The organism is Microbacterium sp. APC 3901 (assembly GCF_030407765.1).
In the GTDB taxonomy this organism is placed as follows: Bacteria; Actinomycetota; Actinomycetes; order Actinomycetales; family Microbacteriaceae; genus Microbacterium.
Genome location: NZ_JASDCU010000007.1, coordinates 97,717 through 115,360 on the forward strand (window position 1 = coordinate 97,717; position 17,644 = coordinate 115,360).

18 protein-coding genes are annotated in these 17,644 nt (G+C 68.5%); 9 read left to right on the top strand and 9 right to left on the bottom strand.

The genetic code is table 11. The features are described from left to right. The 3 genes from QMA07_RS08140 to QMA07_RS08150 form a co-directional block, all read right to left on the bottom strand. On the bottom strand, positions 1-891 hold the full coding sequence (locus QMA07_RS08140; RefSeq protein ID WP_290161074.1) for a carbohydrate ABC transporter permease: 891 nt from the start codon (positions 889-891) through the stop codon (positions 1-3). After that, complete coding sequence (locus QMA07_RS08145) at positions 888-1,994, bottom strand: sugar ABC transporter permease (RefSeq protein WP_290161076.1); 1,107 nt, start codon at positions 1,992-1,994, stop codon at positions 888-890. The genes QMA07_RS08140 and QMA07_RS08145 overlap by 4 nt, the downstream gene beginning before the upstream one ends. Before the next feature lie 112 nt (positions 1,995-2,106). Next, positions 2,107-3,414, bottom strand: a complete 1,308-nt coding sequence (locus tag QMA07_RS08150; protein WP_290161077.1) for an ABC transporter substrate-binding protein — start codon at positions 3,412-3,414, stop codon at positions 2,107-2,109. Between the two features lie 145 nt (positions 3,415-3,559). Between QMA07_RS08150 and QMA07_RS08155 the strand changes: the two genes are divergently transcribed. The 3 genes from QMA07_RS08155 (at position 3,560) to purQ (ending at position 5,124) form a co-directional block, all read left to right on the top strand. Then, on the top strand, positions 3,560-4,090 hold the full coding sequence (locus QMA07_RS08155; RefSeq protein ID WP_290161078.1) for an adenine phosphoribosyltransferase: 531 nt from the start codon (positions 3,560-3,562) through the stop codon (positions 4,088-4,090). 81 nt (positions 4,091-4,171) lie between these two features. After that, a complete protein-coding gene (purS, locus tag QMA07_RS08160; protein WP_140035938.1) occupies positions 4,172-4,420 on the top strand; it encodes a phosphoribosylformylglycinamidine synthase subunit PurS in 249 nt (82 codons plus the stop codon). After that, a complete protein-coding gene (gene purQ, locus QMA07_RS08165; protein WP_056375443.1) occupies positions 4,417-5,124 on the top strand; it encodes a phosphoribosylformylglycinamidine synthase subunit PurQ in 708 nt (235 codons plus the stop codon). The genes purS and purQ overlap by 4 nt, the downstream gene beginning before the upstream one ends. Before the next feature lie 172 nt (positions 5,125-5,296). Here the strand turns inward: purQ and QMA07_RS08170 are convergent, their stop codons facing one another. Together QMA07_RS08170 and QMA07_RS08175 are read right to left on the bottom strand one after the other, a co-directional pair. Next, entirely contained in the window at positions 5,297-6,553 is a 1,257-nt protein-coding gene (locus tag QMA07_RS08170; RefSeq protein ID WP_290161082.1) for a hypothetical protein, read from the bottom strand. 219 nt (positions 6,554-6,772) lie between these two features. Further along, positions 6,773-7,201 (bottom strand): DUF1761 domain-containing protein, encoded by a 429-nt coding sequence (locus QMA07_RS08175; RefSeq protein WP_290161083.1) that lies wholly within the window; start codon positions 7,199-7,201, stop codon positions 6,773-6,775. Positions 7,202-7,339: 138 nt separating this feature from the next. On the opposite strand from QMA07_RS08175, the gene QMA07_RS08180 reads away from it, so the two are divergent. The 3 genes from QMA07_RS08180 (at position 7,340) to QMA07_RS08190 (ending at position 11,624) form a co-directional block, all read left to right on the top strand. Further along, a complete protein-coding gene (locus QMA07_RS08180) occupies positions 7,340-9,007 on the top strand; it encodes a glycoside hydrolase family 13 protein (RefSeq protein WP_290161084.1) in 1,668 nt (555 codons plus the stop codon). A 90-nt stretch (positions 9,008-9,097) separates the two neighbouring features. Further along, positions 9,098-10,105: a LacI family DNA-binding transcriptional regulator gene (locus QMA07_RS08185; protein ID WP_290161085.1), complete on the top strand. Its 1,008-nt coding sequence runs from the start codon at positions 9,098-9,100 to the stop codon at positions 10,103-10,105. A gap of 46 nt (positions 10,106-10,151) precedes the next feature. Then, the gene (locus QMA07_RS08190) at positions 10,152-11,624 is read left to right on the top strand and encodes an alanine/glycine:cation symporter family protein (protein ID WP_140035933.1); all 1,473 of its coding nucleotides are present in this window, start codon (positions 10,152-10,154) and stop codon (positions 11,622-11,624) included. Between the two features lie 81 nt (positions 11,625-11,705). Here the strand turns inward: QMA07_RS08190 and nhaA are convergent, their stop codons facing one another. The 3 genes from nhaA to QMA07_RS08205 all read right to left on the bottom strand — a co-directional run bounded on the left by nhaA (position 11,706) and on the right by QMA07_RS08205 (position 14,900). Next, positions 11,706-12,980: a Na+/H+ antiporter NhaA gene (gene nhaA, locus QMA07_RS08195; protein WP_290161086.1), complete on the bottom strand. Its 1,275-nt coding sequence runs from the start codon at positions 12,978-12,980 to the stop codon at positions 11,706-11,708. A 64-nt stretch (positions 12,981-13,044) separates the two neighbouring features. Continuing rightward, positions 13,045-13,218 (bottom strand): hypothetical protein, encoded by a 174-nt coding sequence (locus QMA07_RS08200; RefSeq protein WP_290161087.1) that lies wholly within the window; start codon positions 13,216-13,218, stop codon positions 13,045-13,047. 26 nt (positions 13,219-13,244) lie between these two features. Then, positions 13,245-14,900: an FAD-dependent oxidoreductase gene (locus QMA07_RS08205; protein ID WP_290161088.1), complete on the bottom strand. Its 1,656-nt coding sequence runs from the start codon at positions 14,898-14,900 to the stop codon at positions 13,245-13,247. A 251-nt stretch (positions 14,901-15,151) separates the two neighbouring features. Here QMA07_RS08205 and QMA07_RS08210 point away from each other — a divergent pair, with 251 nt between their 5' ends. Then, positions 15,152-15,433, top strand: a complete 282-nt coding sequence (locus QMA07_RS08210) for a metal-sensitive transcriptional regulator (protein WP_290161089.1) — start codon at positions 15,152-15,154, stop codon at positions 15,431-15,433. Here QMA07_RS08210 and QMA07_RS08215 read toward each other — a convergent pair. Next, entirely contained in the window at positions 15,430-15,771 is a 342-nt protein-coding gene (locus QMA07_RS08215) for a metalloregulator ArsR/SmtB family transcription factor (protein ID WP_290161090.1), read from the bottom strand. The two genes, QMA07_RS08210 and QMA07_RS08215, sit on opposite strands and share 4 nt — an antisense overlap. 83 nt (positions 15,772-15,854) lie before the next feature. On the opposite strand from QMA07_RS08215, the gene QMA07_RS08220 reads away from it, so the two are divergent. Further along, the gene (locus QMA07_RS08220; protein ID WP_290161091.1) at positions 15,855-17,192 is read left to right on the top strand and encodes an FAD-dependent oxidoreductase; all 1,338 of its coding nucleotides are present in this window, start codon (positions 15,855-15,857) and stop codon (positions 17,190-17,192) included. After that, entirely contained in the window at positions 17,189-17,596 is a 408-nt protein-coding gene (locus tag QMA07_RS08225) for an arsenate reductase ArsC (protein WP_290161092.1), read from the top strand. The genes QMA07_RS08220 and QMA07_RS08225 overlap by 4 nt, the downstream gene beginning before the upstream one ends. Positions 17,597-17,644: the final 48 nt, after the last annotated feature.

Sequence of the window (17,644 nt, forward strand, 5' to 3'; positions counted from 1 at the left end):
TCATCCTTTCACCGCGCCCGCCATGATGCCACTGACCAGCTGACGTCCTGCGACGACGAAGAGGATGAGCAGGGGGAGGGTCGCGAGCACCGCGCCGGCGAGCACGATGGAGTAGTCGATGTAGTAACCGGACTGCAGCTGGCTGAGCGCCGTCTGCAGAGTCGGGTTCTGCGGGGAGAGCACGATCAGCGGCCACAGGTAGTCGGTCCACGCCGTCATGAAGGTGAACAGGCCGAGGATCGCCATGGCGGGCCGCGCCGCCGGGAGGCCGACGGTGAGGAACGTGCGGAACTGGTTCGCACCGTCCATGCGCGCGGCCTCGATCAGTTCATCGGGGATCACGTCGACCAGATACTGGCGCATGAAGAAGACGCCGAAGGCGGTGACCAGGGTCGGCACGATGACCGCACCGATCGAGCCCGTCCAGCCGAGCTCGCGCATGAGCATGAAGAGGGGGATGATGCCGAGCTGCGTCGGGATCGCCATGGTCGCGATCACGAAGATCATCAGCCCGTCGCGGCCCTTGAAGCGCAGCTTGGCGAACGCGTACCCGGCGAGGGTCGAGAACGTCACGACCGAGATCGTGATGATGCCCGAGATGAGGAACGAGTTCCCCAGCGCCAGCCAGAACGGGATCGCATCGAACACCTTGGCGGCGTTGGTGAAGAAGTTGCCACCGGGGATCAGCGGCAGTGTCTCGCCGCGCGTCGAGTTCGTGCCGCTCGCCACGACGACCGACCACCACAGCGGGTAGACGCTGCCGATGATGAATGCGGCGAGCAGGCCGTAGGTGAGGAAGCCGGGACGGCTGCCGATTCCGGCATTCCCTCCGACGGCGCCACGGCGCCTGCGGATCTTCTCGGGGACGCTCAGCGCCTGGGTGGCGGTCATCGCGCGTTCTCCTCAGTCGTGGTGGCGATCGTCGTGCCGGCGGCTGCGGCCGACGCGGCGGCGGTCGCGGCGGTGCGTTCGCGCCGGCGCGCAGCGCGGTTCTTGGGGGCATCCCCTGTCGAGATCCGCCTCGAGATCAGGAAGTTGATCACACCGATGCCCACGATGAGCAGGAACAGCAGGATCGCCACAGCGGATGCTTCGCCGAGGTCTCGCCGGAAGAAGGCGAGCTCCCAGAGGAACAGCACGGTCGTCTGGAACTGCCGGTCGCTTCCGCCGATGCCGCCGGCGGTCGAGACGTCGAACAGACGGGGCTCGGCGAAGATCTGCAGACCGCCGATCGTGGCCGTGATGATCACGAAGATCAGCGTCGGGCGGATGGTGGGGATCGTGATCGAGAAGAAGCGACGGGCCGCTCCAGCGCCGTCGAGCGCGGCGGACTCGTAGAGGTCTCGCGGCACCGCCTGCATGGCGGCGAGCAGGATGAGGGCGTTGTAGCCGGTCCAGCGGAAGTTCACCATCACCGCGATCGCCAGGTGCGACAGCGCGGTGTCGTGCTTCCACTCCTGATCGGCGATGCCGATCAGGTTCAACAGGTTGTTGGCGAGACCGTCGGCCTCGTTGAAGATGCTCGAGAAGATGATGGCGACCGCGACCGGTGTGACGACGAACGGGATGAGGATGCTCATCCGCCAGAAGGTCGGGGCTCGGAGGCCGCGGTCGAGCAGGTAGGCGATCACCAGGGCCACCGCGAGCTGCGGGATGGCGGACAGCAGGAAGATGCTCAGGGTGTTGACGATCGAGTTCCAGAACATCGCGTCGCCGAGGATCTCGACGAAGTTCCCGGCGCCGATGAACTCGCCCTGCCCCTTGAGCAGGTCCCACTCGTGCACGGCCACCCACACCGTGTAGAGCAGCGGGAAGAACCCGACCAACCCGAACAGCAGGAAGAACGGCGAGATGTAGAAGTACGGGGAGGCGTTCTGGTCGAACCGCGAGAGGCGGTGCCGCCAGGGACGCCGGCCGCCGGCATTCGTCTTCGGGGTCTTCGCGTTCTTCGACGACGCGGTCGTCGTCTCTGAGCGCTCATGCGTGAGGGTCATGGCTCTTCCTTGGTCCTGGTCCGGGCGTCCGAGGTGCTCCGGTCGCAGCCCGTGCCGCCCCCGTGAGGGCTGCGCGGCACGAACTGCGACCGGAGCGGATGCGGTGGAAGGGTCAGTCGACCAGCTCGTTCAGGAGCTTGACCGCGGCATCCCAGGCGCCCTGCGTGTCGGTGTCGCCGCGGTCGAGGCCGCTGAGGGCCGGACCGAAGACGTTCTCCTGGATCACCGAGTCATCGGCGCCCTTGAACTGCGCCACGACGCCCTTCGCACGCTCGGCGAGGATGGCGCCGGTAGGCGCGTCGTTGAAGAACGCGTTCGGCGTCGCCTCTGCAGAGAGCGTCTCCTGCGCCTCGACGGTGGAGGGGAAGTTGCCCGCGGCGGCGGACTGCTTGACCTGCTGCTCGGGCTGCGTCAGCCAGTCGGCCAGGTCGGCCGCGGCTTCCTTGTGCTGCGAGCTCTCGGGGATCGACAGGAAGGCGCCACCCCAGTTGGCTGCTCCTCCGGGGAACACGTCGGCGAAGTCCCAGCCGGTCGCAGCATCGCCGCCGCCGGCCTCGACCTGTCCCTGCACGACTCCGAGCATCCATCCGGGGCAGACGAACGTGGCGAAGGTGCCGTCGACGAACGACTTGCCGCCGTTCCAGTCCCACGCGGTCTGGGCGGCGGACTGGCCGCCCTCGGTCGCGGCGCCGAGCAGTTCGAAGCGCTCCTTGAGCTCGGCGTTGTCCTCGACGTTCAGCTCGCCGTCGGAGGTGTAGTACCCCTCGTCGAGCTGGTTCACCATGGCGTTCCAGACGAAGCCGGAGTGGTCGTACCAGGCCTTGCCGGTCTTCGCCGTGTACTCGGCGCCCACCGCGAAGTAGTTCTCCCAGTCACCGTTGAGCAGCTCTGCGACCGACTCGCGATCGCTGGGCAGACCCGCAGCCTCGAAGGCGGCGCCGTTGTAGCAGATGCCGCTCGGACCGATGTCGGTGCCGTAGCCGATCACGCGGCCCTCGGCATCCGTCGCCTGTCCGTACTTCCAGTCGACCCAGTCGGCCTTGCGGTCTTCGATGCCGTAGTCGCGCAGGTCGACGAAGGTGTCGGAGACGTCCATGATGGCGCCGAGCCAGCCCTCTTCGATCGCGACGACGTCGCTGAGACCCGAGCCTGCGGCGATCTTCGTGAACGCGTCGGTGCGGGCGTTTCCGCCGGTGTCGATGTTGGTCGCCTCGATCGTGACGTTCGGGTTCGCCTTCTCGTACTCGTCGTAGAGGTCGTCGTATCCGAAGGTGCCGAACGTGGTGACGGTCAGCGTGACCTTCTCGTCGCCGGTGGCGCTGTCTCCGGAGTCGGAAGAGGCGCAGCCGGCGAGCGCCAGGGCGGAGACGGATGCGACGGCTGCTGTCGTCAGGATCCGCTTGCGGGCACGTGTGTTCACAGTTCACTCCTTTGTGGTGGGTGGTGCTGGTGGTGTTCGGGGCGATGCACGGGGCTCTCGTGGGAGCGCTCCCATGCATTGATGAGAGACTCTATGGGAGCGCTCCCATGAAGTCAAGCCCCCGGCGTTGACGTACCCTTGACCGGTGCCAGACACCGAACTCTCCCCCGCCCTCGTCCGCGCCGAATCGCTGATCCGCAGCATCCCGGACTACCCGGAAGAGGGGATCATCTTCCGGGACATCACCCCGCTGCTCGCCGACGCCGAGGCCCTCCAGGCCACGACCGACGCGATCATCGCGCCGTTCGCGGGGCAGTTCGACGTGGTCGCGGGCATCGAGGCGCGAGGGTTCATCCTCGCCGGGGCCGCCGCGATCGCCGCAGGCGTGGGCCTCATCCCGATCCGCAAGGCCGGCAAGCTGCCCCGCCCCGCGGCATCCGTCGATTACGCCCTCGAATACGGCACCGCGACGATCGAGATGCACGACGACCTGCCCGCAGGGTCGCGCGTGCTGCTGATCGATGACGTGCTCGCCACGGGTGGCACGCTCGCCGCCGGGCGCGAGCTCGTGGAGCGCCTCGGCAGCCACGTCATCGGCATCTCGGTGCTGTTCGAGATCGACGGGCTGGGCGGCCGCGAGGCCATCGGCGACCTGCACACCGTCTTCCACGCCTGAGCCTCGTCACCACGCGAATCGAGCGAGTCTCGAGCCGGTAGACTGGTGGCGCCCGTCCGCCCGCGACTTCCGGAGCCGTTCATGCCCACCATCGTCGTCGACGTCATGCCCAAGCCCGAACTGCTCGACCCGCAGGGGAAGGCCGTCTCCGGCGCATTCTCCCGTCTGGGCGTCGAGGGCTTCACCGATGTCCGCATCGGCAAGCGCTTCGAGCTCACCGTCGAGGGCGAGGTCACCGACGAGATCCTCGCCGAGGCCCGTCGCCTCGCCGACGAGGTGCTCTCCAACTCCGTGATCGAAGACGTCGTGGGCATCGAGGTCGCCGAGTGACCACGCGTATCGGGGTCATCACCTTCCCCGGCTCGCTCGACGACCGCGACGCGCAGCGCGCCGTCCGCATCGCCGGCGCCGAGCCCGTCGCCCTCTGGCACGGCTCGCACGACCTCGAAGGCGTCGATGCTCTCGTGCTGCCGGGTGGCTTCAGCTATGGCGACTATCTGCGCGCCGGAGCGATCGCCGCGCTGTCGCCGATCATGAGCGAAGTCAAGGACGCGGCCGCCAAGGGCATGCCGATCCTCGGCATCTGCAACGGCTTCCAGATGCTCGTCGAAGCACATCTGCTGCCCGGCGGTCTGATCCGTAACGACCACCAGCACTTCGTGCGTCGTGATCAGAAGCTCATCGTCGAGAACTCCGACACCGCGTGGACCAACCGCTTCCGCACGGGCCAGGAGATCACGATCCCGCTGAAGAACGCCGACGGCGGCTACATCGCCGACGAAGAGACGCTCGACCGCCTCGAGGGCGAGGGTCTCGTGGCGTTCCGCTATGCAGGCGTCAACCCCAACGGCTCGCTGCGCGACATCGCCGGACTCACCAACGAGGCGGGCAACGTCGTGGGGCTCATGCCGCACCCCGAGCACGCCACCGAGGCCGGCTTCGGTCCCGACACCTCGGCCGCCATGCGCTCAGGCCTCGACGGACTCGACTTCTTCACGAGCGCGGTCGCCGCGGTCGCCCGCGTCGCCGCATAAGCACCGCGCCCGGCGCACCCCGCACGCAGCCGGGGTCACTTCCGCACGCCCGCACGCAGCCGGGGTCAGTTTCGCACCCGAATCGCCCGAATCGGATGCGTTATTGACCCCGCATCGAGCCGAGGACGCGTTTCGGCCACGCAACCGAGCCGACGGAAGTCCGTGCCTGCGGTCAGTCGACGGGAAGGCTGAAGGGGTTGTTCCCGGCGGCCGCGAGCAGGTACCACGCCGTCGCGCCGGTGTGCAGGCTGGCGTAGTAGAGATCGCCGAAGCCCGAGTCGAGACCGTCGGTCGACGTCGCGACGATCCCCTTGCCATCGCCGTTCGGGGCATCGCGCTGGGCAAGACGGATGCTGCTCAGCAGCGACTCCACCCGGTCGGCGTCGCCGACGGCGTCGCGCAGCGTGAGCGCGAGCGCCAGGTGGCCCGACCCCTCGAACCACACCTTCGACACATCGGCATCGCTGATCGATGCCCCCTGGTACTGCCCGTCGGTGGCGATCAGATTGGCGAGCGTCCAGTCCAGCGAGACGTCGTACCGCGGGTCACCGGTGGCGATCGAGCTCCAGGTCTGCGCGTCGAGCGGGATCGGGCGGGTGTTGACCGTCGAACCGTCCAGCAGCGTGCCCGTGTCGACACGACCGTCAGCGCTCTGCATCGCCGTCACGAAGGTCGCGGCGATGGCGGCCCGGTCGGCCCACACCGAGTCACCCGTGAGCTGGGAGAGCTGGGTGAAGAAGCCCGCGATGTCGGTGTTGTGCTCGGTCGACTTCCATTCCAGCGACGAGCCGTTCTCGAGCTGGCCACCGGTGTAGCCGTATGGCGCACGCTCCATGTCGGCGGTGTTCGTCTGGATCCATTCGGCGATCCGGAGCGCTCCGTCGAGATACTTCTGCTCGCCGGTGGCGTGGAACAACCGGGCGAGGGCCATGCCCGTCCATGCCTGATTGCCGGTGAAGGTGCCGGGCCCGGTGATCTCGATGCGCCCCTGACGGATGCCGTGCGGCTCGTACGACGTGCGAACCCGACCGTCGCCGATCGGATCACCGGCCTGCACGAAGAGCAGCGTGTCGCCGACGGCCTGCGCACGGCGGATGTCGTCAGGAAGCCCGCGCGCGGTGTACGCGATCACGACGAGAGCATCGTCGTACACGAAGGACGGGGTGAAGTCCCACGTCGGGAGGTCGGTGAAGAAGCCGCCCTGGTAGCTGCGAGGAAGGCAGTGCCCGGCGCCGTCGCAGAACTCGTCGACGCGCGCGTCGAGGAACTCGTAGGCGAGGGAGACCGAGAGGCTGGGGTCCGGCGCGGCCGTGGGGTCTTCGGCGGGGCCATCACCGGAGGCTGCGGTCGTCGCGCCCGCGACCAGCGCCGCGGCGACGAGCGCGGCGGCGACCACCCATGGCGCGGAACGGCGCGGCGAACCCGACATCACGACCCCCTCGGTCAGAACCGCGGCCCGAGAGATCGGTCCGCCGGCGACCAGAAGGTCACAACCAAAATGCTGGCATACCAGCAAGTCCACCCGGAAGGCCCGAAGGTCTAGTCTTTCGCCCTGGCCGGCGTGTCGGCCCGGGATGCGCGCGGGGCACCCGCGACGCCATCCGACGCCCCGGCACGCCCGCCGAGAACCTCCGAGACCCGCGACGAGCTAGCCGAGCGCCGGCGGCCAGACGCCGATGATCAGCGCCATGACCACGATCGTGACGAGCTCGTGGGCGATGTTCATGACGGTCAGTGAGTTCGGACGCCCCTCGAACGCATCGTGGGTGATGAACCGGGCGGCCGTGAATCCGGCCCACAGCAGCACACCGGTGACGACAGCGGCCCAGAAGAACGAGCCGTCGTAGAAATGCCAGGCGATGGCGGATGCTCCGGCCAGCACCCAGGCCGTCGCGAAGCTCACGAACACGGTGGTGATGATCGCCATCGTCGCACTCGAGCCCGGCCGGTCCATGTCGACGTTCGCGAGCTTCGACCAGCGCGTTCCGAACACCTTCGGGGAGTACCAGATCGTGCCGACGATCATGCTCGACGCGGTCGCGAGCAGGACGGCCCAGTAGTTGATCTCGGGAACCATGACAGCCTCCAGTCGTCAGTTGCCCGAAGCATACTCTTGGGCTGCAAGTCGCCGTGGACCGCCGCGGAATACTGCTCTCTCGAATCGATTCGATCGCAATGGTGGCAGACCTGCAAGCGTTTGCACTAATCTGATGCCATGGCACAGCTTGAGCAGATCGCAGCCCCCGGTTCCGAGTGGTGGCGCACCGCCGTCATCTACCAGATCTACCCCCGTTCGTTCGCCGACGCCTCTGGCGACGGCATCGGCGACCTGCCCGGCATCACCAGCCGGCTCGACTCCCTGAAGGAGCTCGGCGTCGACGCGATCTGGCTGAGCCCGTTCATGACGAGCCCGCAGCGCGACGCAGGGTATGACGTGGCCGACTACCGAGACGTCGACCCGCTCTTCGGCACGCTCGATGACTTCGACACCATGCTCGACGCGGCGCACACGCGCGGCATCCGCGTGGTCGTCGACCTCGTCCCGAACCACTCGTCCGCGCAGCACGCCTGGTTCCAGGAGGCGCTGAAGGCAGCCCCCGGCAGCCCCGAACGCGCGCGCTACATCTTCCGCGACGGCAAGGGCGAGAACGGCGAACTCCCCCCGAACAACTGGGAGTCCGTCTTCGGCGGCGGCATGTGGGAGCGCGTCACGGAGGCCGACGGCACGCCGGGCCAGTGGTACCTGCACATCTTCGACCCGACGCAGCCCGACTTCGACTGGAACAACGAAGAGGTGCGCGAGGAGTTCCGCTCGATCCTGCGCTTCTGGCTCGACCGTGGCGTCGACGGGTTCCGCGTCGACGTGGCTCACGGCATGATCAAGGCCGAGGGGCTCCCCGACTACACCCCGCCGGCCGACGCCGACTCGATGGGCGGCGGCGAGGCGAACGTGCCGTACTGGGGCCAGGACGGCGTGCACGACATCTACCGCGACTGGCACAAGGTGCTCGCCGAATACGACGGCGACCGCGCACTGTGCGGCGAGGCATGGATGCCGACGCTGAAGCAGACCGCGCTGTGGGTGCGCCCCGACGAGATGCACCAGACGTTCAACTTCCCGTACCTGATGACCGAGTGGGACGCGAAGGCTCTGGGAGATGTCATCCGCGAGTCGCTCGACGCGTTCGGCGCAGTGGGTGCCCCGAGCACCTGGGTGCTGTCGAACCACGATGTCGTGCGCCACGCCTCGCGCCTCGCGCTCACCGCCGAGAACCCGCAGGGTGAGGGCATCGGCCCGAACACCCCGCACAAGCCCGACACCGCCATCGGGCTCGCCCGCGCCCGCGCGGCGACGACCGTGATGCTCGCGCTGCCCGGGTCGGCGTACCTGTACCAGGGTGAGGAACTCGGCCTGCCGGAGGCGATGGAGATCCCCGACGCCTTCCGCCAGGACCCGACCTGGTTCCGCACGAACGGCGAGCGCTACGGACGGGACGGATGCCGCGTGCCGCTGCCCTGGGAGGCGGATGCCCCGGCCTTCGGCTTCAACGACACCGGCGCGTCGTGGCTGCCGCAGCCGGCTGACTGGGCCTCGTACTCGCGTGACGTCGAAGAGGTCGACCCCGCCTCGACGCTCGCGCTCTACAAGCGACTGCTCGCCGGACGCCGCGAGTACGGCTTCGGCAGCGGCTCACTCGTGTGGGAGGACGCAGGAGCCGATGCGGTGGCATTCCGCCGCGGCGATGTGCACGTGCTCGCGAACCTGGGCACCGAGCCGATCCCGCTGCCGGCCGGCGCTTTCGTGATCCTGCAGAGCCAGCTGTTCGACGGCGGCGCAGTTCCGGTCGACACGGCGGTCTGGTACACCACGACCGCAGCGTGACTTCGCATCACGTTCCGGTCGCAGTTCGCGCCGCCCACGGCACCAGCCGGCGGCACGAACTGCGACCGGAACGGCTCAGAGAGGAACTCCATGGCGAGCATCGATGAAGTCGCCCGGCTCGCCGGCGTCTCGACCGCGACGGTCTCGCGCGCTCTGAGCGGCCGTGGCCACGTGTCGGAGTCGGCCCGCCAGCGCGTGCAGGAGGCGGCGTCGGCACTCGGCTACGTGGTGTCGTCCCGCGCCTCGAGCCTGGCGTCGGGTCGCACCCGCAACATCGGCGTGGTGGTGCCGTTTCTCGACCGCTGGTTCTTCAGCACGGTGCTGTCGGGGGTGTCGTCCGCCCTGATGCGCGAGGGCTACGACATCACTCTCTACAACATCACCGCCGACAAGGATGTGCGCCGCCACGTGTTCGACACGTTCCTGCGGCGGCAGCGGGTCGACGCCGTGATCGCGGTGTCGATCGAGCTCGACGCCGACGAGACGCAGCAACTGCTCGACCTCGGCCTGCCGGTGATCGCGATCGGCGGCCCGAACCCCAAGCTCGACACGCTCACCGTCGATGACGTCGCCGTCGCGCAGCTCGCCACGGAGCATCTGATCGGCCTGGGGCACCACGACATCGCCCACATCGGGGCGAACCCCGAGTTCGACATCGACTTCCACATCCCGACGAACCGTCGCCTGGGGTTCGAGAAGGCACTGGCGAAGGCCGGCATCCCCTTGAATCCCGCGTTCCTCGAACCCGCTGACTTCACCGTGGAGGGCGGATACCGCGCGGCCAAGCAGCTGCTCGGGCGCCCGGGGCCCCGGCCCACCGCCGTCTTCGCGGCATCGGATGAGATGGCGATCGGCGCGATCCTCGCCGCCCGCGACCTCGGCTTCGCCGTGCCGGACGACCTCTCCATCGTCGGCATCGACGGCCATGAGCTCGGAGAGTTCTTCCGACTCAGCACCGTCGACCAGTTCCCTCTCGGCCAGGGTGAGCGCGCGGCGGATGCCGTGCTCGCCAGACTCGCCGACGGAGAGGCGACCGGAATACCCGCAGAGCTCCCCTACGAGCTGAACGTCCGCGGAACGACCGCGCGACTCGTCTAGAACCGAAATACCACGGCGCCCTCCGGCATCCCGCCATACTGTTCCAATGGACGCGCTCAACGACTTCGTGCTCTCCGCCGGCGACGGACTCTGGACGTGGGTGGTGCTGCCGATCCTCGTGGTCCTCGGCCTCTACTTCACGGCGCGGTCGGGTGTCGTGCAGTTCCGGATGATCCCCGAGATGTTTCGCACTCTCACCGATCGCACCCCGCGCAAGGAGAACGGCGAGCCGCAGTCCGTCTCGGCGTTCCAGGCGTTCACCATCTCGGCGGCGTCTCGCGTCGGCGTCGGCAACATCGCAGGCGTCGGCACCGCGATCGCCATCGGCGGCCCGGGCGCGATCTTCTGGATGTGGACCATGGCGTTCATCGGCGGGGCCTCGAGCTTCATCGAGTCCACGCTCGGCCAGGCATTCAAGGTGCGCGACAAGGACGGCTTCCGCGGCGGTCCCGCGTACTACATGCAGCACGGCCTCAAGGCCCGGTGGATGGGCATCCTGTTCGCGGTGATCCTGATCATCTGCTTCCCGTTCGCGTTCAGCTCCCTGCAGGCGAACACGATCAGCGCGACGATCTCGTCGAGCTTCGGCGGCGAGATCGGATGGATCCCGTGGGTCATCGGCGCCGTGCTCGCGGTGCTGACCGCCCTCGTCGTCTTCGGCGGCATCCGCCGCATCGCCAGCGTCACGCAGGCCGTCGTGCCGGCGATGGCACTGGGCTACCTGCTGCTCGGCCTCGTGATCGTCGGCATGAACTTCGAGCGTCTCCCCGAGGTCTTCGCCTCGATCTACACCCAGGCGTTCGGATTCAACGAGGTGGTCGGCGCCGCGCTCGGAACCATCATCATGACGGGTGTCAAGCGCGGCATGTTCTCGAATGAGGCCGGGCTCGGTTCCGCCCCGAACGCAGGGGCCAGCGCGGCCGTGACGCACCCGGTGAAGCAGGGACTCGTGCAGACGCTCGGCGTCTACTTCGACACGTTCCTCGTGTGCTCGATCACCGCGTTCATCATCCTCGTCTCCACGCCGGACCTCGCGAACGCGACCCGGGGAATCGGCCTCACTCAGAACGCGATCGTCGGCAACCTCGGCGAGTGGTCGAACGTGCTCCTGAGCATCATCATCTTCCTGCTGGCGTTCAGTTCGATCCTCGGCAACTACTACTACGGCGAGTCGAACATCGAGTTCATCAGCAGCAAGCCCTCGGTCCTCACCGCCTACCGCGTGCTCGTCGTCGTCATCATCTTCCTCGGCTCGATCGCCTCGGCGGACATCATCTGGAACACGGCCGACGGCATCATGGGGCTGATGGCGGTCGTCAACCTCGTCGCCATCGCACTGCTGTCGGGCATCGCGTTCAAGCTGCTGCGCGACTACTCCGATCAGCGCCGCGCGGGACTCGACCCCGTCTTCACCAGGGCGCGCATGCCCGAGGTCACCGGCATCCAGTGCTGGGAGGACGAGCTGAGCGTCACCGGCCCGATCCCGGTGCAGGGCGAGCAGCGCTCGCGCCGCGGCTGAACGGATTCAGAGGCCGGCAGGCAATGCCGGACACCGATCTCGCAGGGGCTCGCGACTCATCTGTCGCGAGCCCCTGTCTGATCAGACTTCGAGTCGCGTCCGTCGTGCCACGGCATTCCGCTGCGCGAGGATGCCGCCGCCGATGACCGCCGCGATGAGCGACCCGAGCAGGACGCCGATCTTGACGTGCTCGTCGGCGACCGAGCTCGACCCGTAGGCGAGCTCGCCGACGAGCAGCGAGACGGTGAACCCGATTCCTGCGAGGAAGGACATGCCCGCCAGGTCGGGCCAGCGCAGCGTCTCGTCGAGACGCAGCGCCGGAACGCGACTGAGCAGGAAGGTGGTCGCGAGGATCCCGATCGGCTTGCCGAGGACGAGTCCGACGATGATCCCGATCGCGATCGGATCGGTGAGTGCCGATCGCAGTCCCTCGACGCCGCCGATGGTGACTCCGGCCGCGAAGAACGCGAAGACCGGCACCGCGAACAGCGTCGCCACGACGCCCCACCGATCGGCGAAGTGAGGGGCCAGGCCGTCGTACACCGGCTCGCCGTCGGCATCCTCGCCTCGGTGCACGCGTGCGCGCTCGGTGGGCACCACGGGCACGACGAAGCCCAGCAGCACGCCGGCGACGGTCGCGTGGATGCCGGCAGCGTGGATGCAGACCCAGACCGCCACGGCGAGGGGCAGCAGGATCCACCACGCACGGACGCCCTTCTGCACGAGGAAGGCGAATCCGGCGAGCGGAAGCAGCGCGAGCGTGAGCCACGGGAAGCTGATCGTGTCGGTGTAGAACGTGGCGATGATGGTGATCGCGATCAGATCGTCGATGATCGCGAGCGTCAGCAGGAACACGCGCAGAGCGGGCGGCAGGAACTTGCCGACCACGGCGATCACGGCGACGGCGAAGGCGATGTCCGTCGCGGTCGGGATGGCCCAGCCGCGCAGGGCGTCGCCGTCGCCGGCGTTGATCACGGCGAAGATGACGGCCGGGACGGTCACCCCGCCGACGGCCGCGGCGATCGGCAGCGCTGCCTGACGCGGGTCGCGCAGGCGGCCGGTGACGAACTCCTCCTTCAGCTCGAGACCGACGACGAAGAAGAAGATCGCCAGCAGGCCGTCGGCCGCCCAGGCGCCGACGCTGAGGTCGAGGTGCAGTTCGGGGATGCCGAAGGTGAAGTCGCGCACGGACTCGTACCACGACACCGCGGACGTGTTGGCGAGGATCAGCGCAGCGACGGTGGCGGCGAGCAGGAGCGAACCGCCGAGGACGTCGCTGCGGGCGTTGTTTCGGATGCCGCGCCACAGCTCATGCGGAGCCAGGCGGAGACGGGGACGGGTGGAAGAAGCGGACACGAAGAGACCTCACGCGAGAGAAGGGGTGAACGGCGCGGAAGACCACACCCCATCGAGGCGTGATCTAGTCGCGTGGCGGCGGGCAGCCCGCGATCTCACCGTGCGAGAGTGTGCCCCAGACGCTGGTCCACCCGTTCGTGCCCGGGTGCATCACGACCCGCATCGACGTGCGCATCGGGGTCGCCGAACGCAGCTCATGCGGAGCGCGCGTCGAAGCAGCGATGAGTGTTGCGGGCACTGTTCGAGCCTACCCGCAGGCGGTGCTCACACCCAGCGGGATTCCGCCTTCGCACCGTCTTGCCAGGTGCGGTATCCGCCGTCCAGATTGCGCACCTCGAATCCGTGCTGCAGGAGCAGTCTCGTCGCGACATGCCCGCGCTGACCGACCTGGCAATGCACGACGAGCGGACCCGGCGGCAACTCGTGCAGGCGGTCCCTCAGCTCGTCGAGCGGGATGTTGATCGCTCCCGGGATGCCCCCGGCCGCGAACTCCGCGGACGACCGCACATCGACGAGCGCAGCCCCCTGCCGCACAGCCTCGGCGAGTTCGTGCCACTGCAACGACGGGGTCGTGCCGTTCCTGCTGTTCTCGGCCACGTACCCGACGATGTTGACGGCGTCCTTGGCCGACCCGAACTGCGGCGCGTACGCCAGTTCGAGGTGGGCGAGTTCAGCGGCGGGGAGACCCGCGTGCATGGCCGTGGCGATCACGTCGATGCGCTTGTCGACGCCGTCGCGACCGGTGATCTGCGCGCCGAGGATGCGGTCGGATGCCGGATCGGCGAGCAGTTTGATCGACAGCGTCTCGGCGCCCGGGTAGTAGCCGGCGTGCGAGCCGGGGTGCACATGCACCACACGGACGTCTCGTCCTGCGGCACGCAGCTGCTTCTCGCTCCATCCGGTCTTCGCGACGACCAGCCCGAACACCTCCACGATGCCCGTGCCGAGAGCGCCGCGCGCCGACTCACTGCGACCGGCGATGATGTCGGCGACCATGCGCCCGTGCCTGTTGGCCAGACCGGCCATCGTGATGAGGGCCGGGTCGGCTCCGATCAGCTCCGCCTTCTCCGCCCCGTCGCCGACGGCGAAGACATACGGGTCACTCGTGCGACAGGACGCATCGACACGGATGCCTCCGGTCTCGCCGAGCGCGATGCCGGCATCCGCGGCGAGACGTGCCTCGGGGACCACGCCCGACGCGTCGACGATGAGCTCAGCGGCCACGCTCGTGCCGTCGTCGAGCTCGACGAGGCCGTCGCCCACGGCGGCCACCTCGACTCCGAGCCGCACGTCGACGCCACGCGCACGCACCGCGTCGAGCACGGGCTCGGCCATCTCGGCATCGAGCGGTGACAGCAGCTGACGCCCGCGCTGCACCAGAGTGACCGCTGCCTCGCGCGCGACGAGGTTCTCGACCGCCTCCAGGCCCGTGTATCCGCCGCCGACGACGACGACCGGCACCCCGGGCCGCGAGAGTGCGGCGTCGATCACGACCGCGTCCTCGACGGTGCGGAGGCTGCGAACGAGGACGCCGCCTGTCGGCTCGTCACGGCGTGGGCGGGCCCCGGCAGCGAGGATCAGCCGGTCGTACGTCTCGGTCGTCCTCTCACCGGTCTGCAGATCGATGACCTCGATCTCGCGCCCGGCCGTGTCTATGCGCACGACCTCGTGTCGCACCCGCACATCGAGCCGGAACCGACGGTGCAGCGACTCGGGTGTCTGCAGCAGCAGCGATTCACGATCCGCGATCACTCCGCCGACGAAGTACGGCAGCCCGCAGTTGGCGTACGAGACCTCGGGTCCGCGCTCGAACACGACGATGTGCGCGTGCTCGTCGAGCCGACGCAGTCGCGTGGCGGCCGACATCCCTCCGGCGACCCCGCCCACGATGACGACCTTCAGCGCCTCAGTCACGATCATCGCCGGAACAGACTCGAGAAGAAGCCGCTCTTGCTCTCTGTCTTCTCGTGGCCCGAGCACCACTGCGAGGCGGGAACCGTGCGCCGCACGGAGTCCACGTGCTGACCGCACCCGGCCCAGGTCGTCTTTCCGCAGGTTCTGCAGGTCACCGAACGGCACATGATCCCTCTCCTCCGGATACCCCGGTGGGTATCTCGATTAATACCCTAGGGGGTATAGTGGAGACTGTCCAGTCGAGCGGAAGGCGCCCCATGACGACCACAGATCCCGATGTGCAGCGGAAGATCCTCAACCGACTCAAGCGCGCCCAGGGGCAGCTCGCCGCAGTGATCAGCGCGGTCGAACGCGAGGACGACTGCCGAACGGTCGTCACTCAGCTCTCCGCCGTGAGCTCAGCCCTCGATCGGGCCGGCTTCCAGATCATCGCGACGGCCATGAAGGACTGCCTGGCCGAACCCGGTGAGTCGACCGACGGCACGCAGGGCGAGGTCTCGATGTCGGAGCTCGAGAAGCTCTTCCTCTCGTTGGCCTAGCTCAGCCGGAGCGCTGCAGCCGCGGCATCCATGGCGTCGCGATCGAGAGCGAAGTACGCCCACTTGCCGCGCTGCTCCCGCGTCACGAGACCAGCGTCGGCGAGCAGCTTCATGTGATGCGACACCGTGCCCTGCGAGAGGCCGACCGGCTCGGTCAGATCGCAGATGCACGCCTCCCCGCCCTCGCCGGCGGCGATGAGCGACAGCAGGCGCACACGCGTGGGATCGCCGAGGGCCTTGAACACGCGGGCGACCCGCTCGGCGTCATCGACGGTCAACGACGATGTGACGCGCGGCACGCAGCACGCGCTCGCTTCAATGGGGGTCGGCAGGCTCACCGCTTCAGTCTGCCACGTATTGACATTCATCGATAGATGAACGACAGTCTTCATATCGAAGATTGTCGATCTGAGGAGATGCGATGTCTGAACTGCCCGTCGTCGTGATCGGTGCGGGGCCACAGGGCCTCGCCGCAGCGGCGCAACTGGTCGAACGCGGAGAAGACGTCGTGGTCGTCGAACGGGGACGAGAGCCTGCGAGCGCCGTCTCCGAGTGGGGCCACGTGCGCCTGTTCTCGGCATGGCCCGAGCTGACGGATGCTGCCGCGCGCCGCTTGCTCGAACCCTCGGGCTGGAGCGCACCCGCATCGGGATACCCGACCGGGGCGGAGTGGGTGAGCGACTACCTGGCACCGCTCGCGGGTGCCCTGGGCGAGCGGATGCGCTACGAGACGACCGTCACGGGAGTCGCCCGCCAGGGGCGCGACAAGGTCGTCGACGCAGGACGCAGGAGTCAGCCATTCGCCGTGCACACCGTCGACGCCGACGGAATCGAGTCCCGCATCCTCGCCCGTGCCGTCGTCGATGCGAGCGGTACGTGGGGCATGCCGAATCCGGCAGGCGCCGACGGCTTTCCCGCAGTCGGCGAACGGGCGGCATCCGACCTCATCTCATACCGCATCCCGGACGACGTGTCAGCGCTCGCGGGCGAGCACGTCGTCGTCGTGGGCGCCGGCCATTCGGCCACCCACGCGGTGCTGCGCCTGAGCGAGCTGGCTCGCCGGGCGCCGGGAACCCGCGTGACCTGGCTGCTGCGCCGCGGCAGCGCCGCGAACGTCTTCGGGGGCGGCGACGGCGACGAGCTCCCGGAGCGCGCCGCACTGGGCTCTCGCGCACGCAAGGTCATCGACGCGGGGGTGGTCGAGCTGGTCACGGGATTCCGCGTCGCGGAGTTCCGCGCCGGCGGCGACGGCATGACGATCGTCGCCGAAGACGGACGCGAGGTGCCGGCCGTCGGACGGGTGTTCGCACTCACCGGGTTCCGTCCGGACACCGGCATCCTGCGGGAGCTGCGCATCGACCTCGACGCATCCCTCGAGGCCGTCGCCGGCATCGCCGCAGAGATCGACCCCAACATCCACTCGTGCGGCTCGGTGTCGGCGACCGGCGCACGCGAGCTCGCACAGCCGGAGCTCGGGCTCTTCATCATCGGCGCGAAGTCGTACGGCCGCGCGCCGACGTTCCTCGCGCTGACGGGGTACGAGCAGGCACGCAGCGTCGCCGCACACCTGGCCGGCGACCACGAGGCCGCGGCACGCAGAGAACTCGCCCTCCCCGACACCGGCGTCTGCGGAGGATCCGGCGACTTCGGCGAGGCGGACGCCGGAAGCTGCTGCGCCGCACCGACCGTGATCCAGATCGGCAGGATTCCGTCGACGTCGCCCGACACCGCGCGCTCACTTACCCTGGAGACATCATGACGACCACCACCAAGCCCTCCGTCCTCTTCGTGTGCGTGCACAACGCCGGACGATCGCAGATGGCCGCGGGCTTCCTCCGCGAGTTCGCCGGCGACTGCATCGAGGTGCGCTCCGCCGGCTCCATGCCCGCCGACCAGATCAACCCGATCGCGGTCGAGGCGATGGGCGAGCTGGGCATCGACATCACCGCCGAGCAGCCCAAGGTGCTCACGACCGAGGCCGTGCAGGCATCCGATGTCGTCATCACGATGGGATGCGGCGACGCCTGCCCGTTCTTCCCCGGCAAGCGGTATGAGGACTGGAAGCTCGACGACCCGGCCGGCCAGGGCATCGACTCCGTGCGTCCGATCCGCGATGACATCCGTCGCCGCATCGAGGCGCTCGCGGGCGAGCTGCTCGCCTGATCTCGACCTCTCTGGCGGAGAACTGCGCCTCGGGAGGACAGCGCCTCG

What these genes read in the sequence shown, in the direction of transcription:
- QMA07_RS08210 (WP_290161089.1), top strand. Translation starts at nt 15,152, where the DNA reads ATGACGACCACAGATCCCGATGTGCAGCGGAAGATCCTCAACCGACTC.
- QMA07_RS08170 (WP_290161082.1), bottom strand. Translation starts at nt 6,553, where the DNA reads ATGTCGGGTTCGCCGCGCCGTTCCGCGCCATGGGTGGTCGCCGCCGCG.
- QMA07_RS08145 (WP_290161076.1), bottom strand. Translation starts at nt 1,994, where the DNA reads ATGACCCTCACGCATGAGCGCTCAGAGACGACGACCGCGTCGTCGAAG.
- QMA07_RS08225 (WP_290161092.1), top strand. Translation starts at nt 17,189, where the DNA reads ATGACGACCACCACCAAGCCCTCCGTCCTCTTCGTGTGCGTGCACAAC.
- QMA07_RS08220 (WP_290161091.1), top strand. Translation starts at nt 15,855, where the DNA reads ATGTCTGAACTGCCCGTCGTCGTGATCGGTGCGGGGCCACAGGGCCTC.
- QMA07_RS08175 (WP_290161083.1), bottom strand. Translation starts at nt 7,201, where the DNA reads ATGGTTCCCGAGATCAACTACTGGGCCGTCCTGCTCGCGACCGCGTCG.
- QMA07_RS08140 (WP_290161074.1), bottom strand. Translation starts at nt 891, where the DNA reads ATGACCGCCACCCAGGCGCTGAGCGTCCCCGAGAAGATCCGCAGGCGC.
- QMA07_RS08190 (WP_140035933.1), top strand. Translation starts at nt 10,152, where the DNA reads ATGGACGCGCTCAACGACTTCGTGCTCTCCGCCGGCGACGGACTCTGG.
- QMA07_RS08205 (WP_290161088.1), bottom strand. Translation starts at nt 14,900, where the DNA reads ATGATCGTGACTGAGGCGCTGAAGGTCGTCATCGTGGGCGGGGTCGCC.
- QMA07_RS08185 (WP_290161085.1), top strand. Translation starts at nt 9,098, where the DNA reads ATGGCGAGCATCGATGAAGTCGCCCGGCTCGCCGGCGTCTCGACCGCG.
- QMA07_RS08180 (WP_290161084.1), top strand. Translation starts at nt 7,340, where the DNA reads ATGGCACAGCTTGAGCAGATCGCAGCCCCCGGTTCCGAGTGGTGGCGC.
- purS (WP_140035938.1), top strand. Translation starts at nt 4,172, where the DNA reads ATGCCCACCATCGTCGTCGACGTCATGCCCAAGCCCGAACTGCTCGAC.